The sequence below is a fragment of the Treponema berlinense genome, assembly GCF_900167025.1.
GTDB lineage: Bacteria > Spirochaetota > Spirochaetia > Treponematales > Treponemataceae > Treponema_D > Treponema_D berlinense.
In genome coordinates this window covers 1-7,053 of the sequence record NZ_FUXC01000024.1, presented here as the reverse complement: position 1 = coordinate 7,053, position 7,053 = coordinate 1, and the positions used below count along the sequence as shown (strand labels likewise).

11 protein-coding genes are annotated in these 7,053 nt (G+C 40.1%); 3 read left to right on the top strand and 8 right to left on the bottom strand.

Features of this window, described 5'->3' with window-relative positions; translation table 11 throughout:
• A partial coding sequence (locus B5D47_RS11365; RefSeq protein WP_200806590.1) for a hypothetical protein occupies positions 1-182 on the bottom strand: 182 nt, incomplete at its 3' end.
• 94 nt (positions 183-276) lie between these two features.
• The gene (locus B5D47_RS11160) at positions 277-555 is read right to left on the bottom strand and encodes a 1-deoxy-D-xylulose-5-phosphate synthase N-terminal domain-containing protein (RefSeq protein WP_200806589.1); all 279 of its coding nucleotides are present in this window, start codon (positions 553-555) and stop codon (positions 277-279) included.
• A gap of 301 nt (positions 556-856) precedes the next feature.
• Between B5D47_RS11160 and B5D47_RS11155 the strand changes: the two genes are divergently transcribed.
• Positions 857-1,495 (top strand): TetR/AcrR family transcriptional regulator, encoded by a 639-nt coding sequence (locus tag B5D47_RS11155; RefSeq protein WP_234970082.1) that lies wholly within the window; start codon positions 857-859, stop codon positions 1,493-1,495.
• Positions 1,496-1,518: 23 nt separating this feature from the next.
• Positions 1,519-2,289 carry a YoaP domain-containing protein gene (locus B5D47_RS11150; protein ID WP_078931908.1) on the top strand — a complete coding sequence of 257 codons (771 nt, stop codon included), beginning with the start codon at positions 1,519-1,521 and terminating at the stop codon, positions 2,287-2,289.
• 133 nt (positions 2,290-2,422) lie between these two features.
• Here the strand turns inward: B5D47_RS11150 and B5D47_RS11145 are convergent, their stop codons facing one another.
• The 6 genes from B5D47_RS11145 to B5D47_RS11125 form a co-directional block, all read right to left on the bottom strand.
• A complete protein-coding gene (locus B5D47_RS11145; protein ID WP_078931907.1) occupies positions 2,423-3,292 on the bottom strand; it encodes a 4Fe-4S binding protein in 870 nt (289 codons plus the stop codon).
• A gap of 15 nt (positions 3,293-3,307) precedes the next feature.
• A complete protein-coding gene (locus B5D47_RS11840; RefSeq protein ID WP_013702091.1) occupies positions 3,308-3,460 on the bottom strand; it encodes a CD1871A family CXXC motif-containing protein in 153 nt (50 codons plus the stop codon).
• Positions 3,457-3,972: a TlpA family protein disulfide reductase gene (locus B5D47_RS11140; RefSeq protein ID WP_078931906.1), complete on the bottom strand. Its 516-nt coding sequence runs from the start codon at positions 3,970-3,972 to the stop codon at positions 3,457-3,459. Before B5D47_RS11140 ends, B5D47_RS11840 begins: the two co-directional genes overlap by 4 nt.
• Positions 3,973-4,222: 250 nt before the next feature.
• The gene (locus tag B5D47_RS11745; protein ID WP_159443538.1) at positions 4,223-4,435 is read right to left on the bottom strand and encodes a transposase family protein; all 213 of its coding nucleotides are present in this window, start codon (positions 4,433-4,435) and stop codon (positions 4,223-4,225) included.
• 77 nt (positions 4,436-4,512) lie between these two features.
• Complete coding sequence (locus B5D47_RS11130; RefSeq protein WP_078931904.1) at positions 4,513-5,274, bottom strand: potassium channel family protein; 762 nt, start codon at positions 5,272-5,274, stop codon at positions 4,513-4,515.
• A gap of 43 nt (positions 5,275-5,317) precedes the next feature.
• Positions 5,318-6,652: a TrkH family potassium uptake protein gene (locus B5D47_RS11125; protein WP_078931903.1), complete on the bottom strand. Its 1,335-nt coding sequence runs from the start codon at positions 6,650-6,652 to the stop codon at positions 5,318-5,320.
• A 137-nt stretch (positions 6,653-6,789) separates the two neighbouring features.
• On the opposite strand from B5D47_RS11125, the gene B5D47_RS11120 reads away from it, so the two are divergent.
• Positions 6,790-7,053, top strand: a 264-nt coding sequence (locus B5D47_RS11120; protein ID WP_078930791.1) for a transposase, incomplete at its 3' end; no start/stop codon positions are given.

The window sequence follows — 7,053 nt, the reverse complement described above, 5'->3', positions numbered from 1 at the left end:
ATTCGGTAAACATCATCTTCGGACATGTTCTTGATGTCTTTTGTCGTGATATTGTTTTTCTCAGCGATTTGTTTTACTTCGCTGACAGTGTGGGGGCTGACATGTCGACTGGAACAGATTTGCCTTCGTGACATGCCACTTTCAATTAGCTCAAGAATGAGCTTCGGATTGATTTTGGCCATAAGCAGGCCTCCTTAAAATAAGATTTGAACTTTTATCAAGTTCATAAAAATCTTACTTAAGGTGTTATATTTTAGAAATATTTAATTGGTGCTCTTATTGATATTGGTGGTGCTCAGATGAATATTGATGGTTCATTTTCTGTGAAATAATCATCTGGTGTGAAACGTCAAAAACAAACTTGTCCACAGGCGAATTAAAAACGTAGTGAAGCGCAATTGTCGCCTCAACCATTCCAAAGTTCGGTCCAAAATGTCCGCCGATTTTCGTAAGCCGGTTGAACAAAGCCTCGCGCATCTCTTCCGCAAGAGCCGTCATCTCCGGCAAAGAAAGTTTTTTCAAGTCAGCCGGTGAATTGATTTTTTCCAAGTACATAATTTCTCCATTTTTTGGGCGCTACCGCTGCGTTCGTTTCGCAAGCTCAACTGCCGCAACGGTCGGGCTATCCGCACTTCGCAAACTGCTCATCCGTCCGCTTCGCTACCGGACTGCTTCGCAGGCGCTACTATCCCTAGCGACATACATAATAGTACATTTTATTTATTTTTAAGAAACATTCCGTTACTTAAACAGAATTTACAAACATTTTAGTTACTTGTCAATACTAAAAATTAAAATAAACAACGTTTTATCACTTATTCTTGAAAGAAAAATTGTTTTATTCTATTATATTTGCATGGCAGATTATATCCGCGCGCGAAGCTACGACCAGAAAGAAGAGCGTCTGAACCAGATAAAAAAAGCAACCGAAGAACTCTTTGAAAATTTTCCTTATACAGAAATCACTCTTTCTACGATTGCAGAAAAACTAGGCTGGTCCCGCGCAAATTTATATAAGTATGTAACAACAAAAGAAGAAATCATTCTTGAAATTGCCGCTGACAAAATGACCGCATACTTCAATTCGCTTCTTTCTGCTTTTCCGCAAAAAAATAATTTCAGCCTTGAAGTAATTGCAGAAGTCTGGGCAGGGCTTGTAAACGCGCACCAGGATTATATGCGATACGTTTCGTATTTAAATCCGATTATTGAAACAAATGTAACAGTCGAACGACTCGCCTCTTTCAAAAAAAAATATTATAACTTTGCATATTTATTCCGCGACAGGCTCTCGCAAATGCTTAATATTTCCGCTGAAAAATCCTATAAAATTCAACTGGATGTGCTTTTTTTTGCATCTTCAAATGCGGTCTGCTGCTATAAGAATCCGCTGGTCAAAGCCGCCCTTGATCAAATCGGCATTGTTCCGCCAAAAATGGACTTTTACGAAGACATGAAAACTTTTATCTTGATGCGGCTAAGCTGGGAAAAATAATTTTTCTTTCTGGACGGAGCTTTATGGAATATATAAAAATTACAAAAGAAAACATTGACTTGGAGCACATCTGCTGCGCCATGTCTGGAAAACAGAGCCTTGCTAAAAAGGAATGGATGAAAAACCGCTTTGAAGACGGGCTTGTTTTTTACCGGAGCAAGGAGCGCGGCAAGTGTTTTATTGAATATATTCCGGCTGAAAATGCATGGATTCCGATTGAGGCTGGCGGTTACATTTACATCAACTGCCTGTGGATTGCCGGAGCTATGAAAGGACACGGTTATTCTGACGATTTGATTTCGGAATGCATTCGGGACGCAAAGGAAACAGAAAAAAAAGGAATCTGCATACTTTCGTCGGAAGGAAGAAAAAAAGAGTTTCTGTCGGATTCAAAATATCTTGAACACAAGGGATTTGCTGTCGCAGACACTTCCGAGCCGGGAATTACACTTATGTACCTGCCGTTCGACAAGAATGCCGAACCTCCGGGATTCAAAGAATGTGCAAAACACCCAAAAACTGACGAAAACGGCTTTGTTCTTTACTACACAGACCAGTGTCCGTTCACATATTACTGGGTTCCAAAAGTTCAGGAAGCGGCGAAAGAAAACAACATTCCCCTTAAAGTAATCCACATAACAGATAAGTCATCCGCCCGGAACTCCCCTTCCCCGGTTACAACCTACGCCCTTTTCCACAACGGAAAATTCATGACGCACGCAATCCAGTCCGACAAAAAGTTTTTGAAACTTGCGGGGGAAACAGGAGAAATAAAATCTTTTCCGGTGGTTTAGAAAGCCGCCCTGGAATATAAAGCAAAATTATCCATCAGTCCGAAGGATAATCGGAAAGAGCGCGCACACCATATAATCCAGCGTCGTAGAAAGCATTGCAGTCAATTTTGATTTGTTACCTGCAAGCCTTTTTTTATTTTTCTACATCCGATACTGTGAATTTGATTGCTTTATTGGGACAGACTGTCTTGCAGTCGCCGCAGCGGATACAGTCCATGCTGTTGGGATTCCGCCAGACGGGAATGTCTAATTTGCAGCTTTTCTGGCATGAGGCACACTCTGTGCATTTTTCAGTGTCGATTTTAAAGCGATAAAATGAAATCTTGTTGAAGATTCCGTAAACTGCGCCGAGCGGACAAACATAGCGGCAGAAGGGACGGCATATTATAATAGAAGAAAACAGCGTAATTAATAGGATTAAAACTTTCCAGCGGAAGATAAAGCCCGCGGCCTCCCGCATTCCTTTATTTAACAACACAAGCGGAACGCCTCCCTCAAGTGTTCCCACCGGGCAAATCCACTTACAGAACCAGGGCTCGCCCAAACCTGTAATATCAATAACGAACATAGGAAGCAGGATTACAAAAATTCCCAGAAATACAAAACGCAGCCAGCGCAGACCTTTTTCGCCCGGAAGACGACGGATTTTTTTGACGAATGGAATCTTAAAAAGCAAATCCTGAACAAGACCAAAAGGGCATAAAAAACCGCAGACAAATCGTCCAAGAATAATTCCGAATATCACAAGTAAGCCCACAACATACATTGAGATGCGGTATTCGCGGGCATTGAGCGTGGCCTGCAGAGAGCCAATCGGACAGGCTCCCAGCGCACCCGGACAGGAATAGCAGTTCATCCCCGGAATGCAGACAGCTTTCGAGCCGCCCTCAAAAATTTTTCCATGGGAGAAACCCTTGATGTAGCCGTTTGAAATGGCTGCAAAACATGCCTGAAATATTAGACGAATGTGGGAATGTTTTTTCAGTTTTGAACTGCCTGCCATAGAAAAATTCCTCTTCTATCCTATTCCGATACATTCCAGACAGATTCTGCTGGCTTTATTGAAAACAGTCTCTGCCTCTCCCCGGAAAACGCCTGCTATCACAAGGCCAATTCCAAGACAGAGAGAGATTATTGCTATGATTTTACGGACTTTTTCATCCAATTTCATTTTTCCAGAATTCCATCGATAATCTTCTGCCAGTCTTTCTGGCTGCGTGAACCAAGATACGCATTTCCAACCTGATTTCCGTTTGAATCTACAAAAATCGTTGTCGGAACAGCCTGCACACCTCGCAGAAGACCGGAGAACATCTCGATATTCGGAATAACATGGGTATAGTCTGCGCCGGTATTTTTGATGATTTTCTCGCCTGTTGTCTTTACCCGTTCACTGACCTGGCCCTTGTTATCAAGAATATCTATTACAATTCCTATAACTTCAATTCCCTTTGCCTTATTCTCTTCGTTTATGCGGGCAAGATCCGGCATTTCCCGGATGCAGGGGCCGCAAAAAGTACCCCAGATGTTTACCATCGTAAGCTTATTCTTTGTAAAAATTTCGCTTGTTACGGGATTTCCCTTAAAGTCTGTGGCAGTAAATGAAATTTTGTCACCCGCTTTTTGTGCAAATAAAAGTGTTGAAAGAGTCAAAAGCGCGATTACAGTAAAGAGTTTTTTCATATAAATTCTCCTGTGAAGGCGAGCCTCTCAAATCTCGCAAGGCTGGGATTATAATACAAAGAAGAGAAAATACAGTCAATAAAGGAAATAGTATATGGCATTGGGGCGGAACTGGCGGTTTTCAATTCCCCAGTGTAGTCGAATTGATTTTTTCACAAGTTCAATGTTATCAAGTGAAGTTAGAAAAAACCTGACGTCTGTGGAACTTTTTCCATTTACAGTCCGTTCTTCCCGTGCCATGGCAACAGCCTTAAGTCCTGGCCACTCCCTTGATGGACTCTTCCGCTTCCTCCGCCCATTCAGCTATGTGTTCAATGTCCTTGATGCCGCTTAGCAGTCCGAACAAAACCAGCAGGAAAATATCAGCCAGTTCAAACTTCCTGCACCTTTTTACTCTAAAATCGTCTATTTCTTCCAGACTTTCTCTTAAAAGCATAATTCCACCCAAGAGGAATTTTACCATTTTGTGCATTTTTTAAATAGCAGTTTAGAGATTTAAAACAAGAAATTTTTACATGCGTTTGCCCTGCAACATAAGAGTTAATTACTTTTAGTCTCTTTATCCTTTTTATCTTCCGTCTTTTTCTTTATGTCACTTTTTTTAAGAAGTTTTATAAAGAAATTAGTCTTTTTATCTGATTCTACCTGTCCCGATAAGGCAGAATATCGGGTAATATCTTCGTTTTTGCCGGCAACCAACAACTTATAGTTTTGTTCCAATTTAAAATTGGGAGAGGAAACAAACTGAAAGTCATCGGTATCGTCTTCCCGATAGGCCACCACGTTTAGGTTCCAATCTTGACGAATATGGGTTTGACCTAAAGTTTGCCCCACAAGAGCATCGCTTATAGTTATCTCCGTCAGAGCAAAATCCGGAGAAAGCTGAATCACTTCCATGTTATTGGAGAATAACATAGGCGTGATACGTTTTGCTGCTTCCAGTTCAGGATACACAATCTTGGTAGCCCCTACGGTTTCCAAAACTTCTCCCTGCCGATTATTTCGTGCTTCCACAATAATTTTTTTTATACCCAACTTATGAAGGTAATTTGTAGTCATGATGGCAGCTTCCAAATTATTGCTCATATCGATAATGGCAACATCCAAATCTTTGGAAATAACTTCCTGAAGAGCATTTTCGTTGGTGGCATCCAAAATATAAGGAGCAGTAGCAAATTTTTTATATTGCTCCACAATTTCTTCATCTTTATCAATGATGATCAATTCTGCGTCAGATTCTGCCAATTCTTCCAACATGCGAATTCCTAAGGTTCCCAACCCTATGATGGCTATCTGTAACATATAATCCTCCGTATTGTGGGCACTCTCCACTTAAGTGTATATTTTATCCCAAAAGTACAGACTCTTTCGGATATCCAACTTGATTATCTTCTGTACTGTAACGGGAAATATGCAGCGACATGGCAAAAATTCCTGTTCTTCCGATAAACATAGTTAAAATCAAAATAATTTTTCCTGTAGTGCTTAATGAACCGGTAATTCCGTGAGACAAACCGACAGTGGCAAAGGCCGATGTAGCCTCAAAAACCAGTTCAGAAATTCTCATAGTTCCGGCATCCAAGGAAGCACTTTCGGAAAAAGATAATAAAATCGTTACCACAAAAAGCAATAAAATACTGCGAGAAACAATGGTAATTGCTTTATTGACCAATTCCGGCGGTAACTGATAATTGCCGATTTTGACAGTATTTCGCTGCTGATTACCGTCAATAGCGTAGAGAACGGCAACAAACACAGTAGTCGTCTTTACACCACCGGCAATAGAACCGGGAGCCCCACCGATAAACATCAGCAGGGTGTCAAAAATAGTAACAGAGGCGTCAAAACTGCCTTGAGGTGTTACTTCAAATCCTGCCGTTCGGGTAGTCACAGACTGAAACAGGGAAAGGAAAATTTTTTTAATAAAAGAATAGTCTGCAAAACACTTTTTTTCTTCCACCGCAAAAATAAACAGCGCTCCTCCTACTATAAGAGTGACAGCCATAATCAATACGATTTTTGAGTGAAGAGAAAGTTTTCTAGCCTTGCCTTGTAGAATTTGAGAACAGTTTTTTATCACGACAAAGCCGATTCCCCCAAAAACAATAAGTCCCATAATAACAGTAAGCACATAAAAGTTATTTTCAAAGGGTTGCAAAGATGTATTATAAGGAGAAAAACCTGCATTACAAAAAGCGGAAATCGATAAAAATAAAGAGTCAAAAACCCAATCCTTTGAACCGGACAGATAGAGAGCCGGAAGCAAAAGCACGAACCCCATAAATTGAATTATAATGGTGTACTCAAATATGCTTTTTAAAATTTTACGGGGATTGTAATCCACATCTGCAATAAAATACTCTTTGACAAATTTACCGTTCAGTAAGGAAATTTTCTTTTTAGGCAAAGAAAAAATCAAAGAAACAAAGGTCAAAATTCCCAAACCGCCAAATTCGATTAAAAGCAAAATGACAAAAAAACCTTGGTTGGTATATATATCCATGGGAACTGTAGACAGACCTGTTACGCACACAGCAGAAACAGAAGTAAATAAAGCATCCACATAGGCAACAGGCTCACATTCCACATAACACCAAGGCAACTGCAACAATAAAGACCCGGTTAAAATCAATAAAATGAAATAAGAAAAAAACTTAATATTACCGGAGACAACTTTCATAACAGGTACTATATCACAAATAAGAAGTCCACGGAATGAGATTTTATTAATTTTGTGTTACAAAACTTGAAAGGATACAATAAAAGTGCAGTCGAAAAATACCTAAAATTTTACGAAAATAAAGAGAGGTATTTCGAATGCAAAGGTACAGCAAAGAATTCAGGGAAGAAGCAATTTCGCTTTCAGATGAGATTGGACCAAAGAAGGCAGCACAGCAGCTGGGCATAAACTACGCAACCATAATTGACTGGAGAAAGAAAAGAAAAACAAAAGAAAAGAAAGAAAAATCAACAGAAGAACCAAAAACTGTCGAGGAACTGCAGAAAGAAATTGCAGAATTGAAAAAAGCCAATGACATACTGAAGGATGCCCTCGGTTTTTTCGCACTAGACCGGAAGAAA